We start from the raw sequence: 209 nt of genomic DNA, 5'->3' as shown, positions 1-209 counted from the left end.
CAACGCCGCGCGATCTTCAACAAACTCAGCCCTTTTCACGCCACGCTGGAGCAGGCGCTAAAAGCCGATTCGCTGCGGCCCAAGCAACAGCAGCGCAGTGCCAAGGCGCTGTTGGCGCAAATCAAAGCCGAAGGTTATGACGGTGGCTACAGCCAGCTCACCGCGTTTATCCGTGCCTGGCGAGGGGGACAGGGCAAGGCGTCGCAGGC

Annotated in this window: 1 pseudogene; it reads left to right on the top strand. The window is 62.2% G+C overall.

Annotation, left to right across the window (positions count from 1 at the left end):
• Positions 1-209 (top strand): annotated as a pseudogene (locus AAEZ08_RS23600) (IS21 family transposase); the annotation flags it as partial.

Source organism: Pseudomonas sp. E45-MNA-CIBAN-0222 (assembly GCF_040310405.1).
GTDB classification, from domain to species: domain Bacteria; phylum Pseudomonadota; class Gammaproteobacteria; order Pseudomonadales; family Pseudomonadaceae; genus Stutzerimonas; species Stutzerimonas stutzeri_AC.
This window is presented reverse-complemented; position numbering and strand designations above follow the sequence as displayed.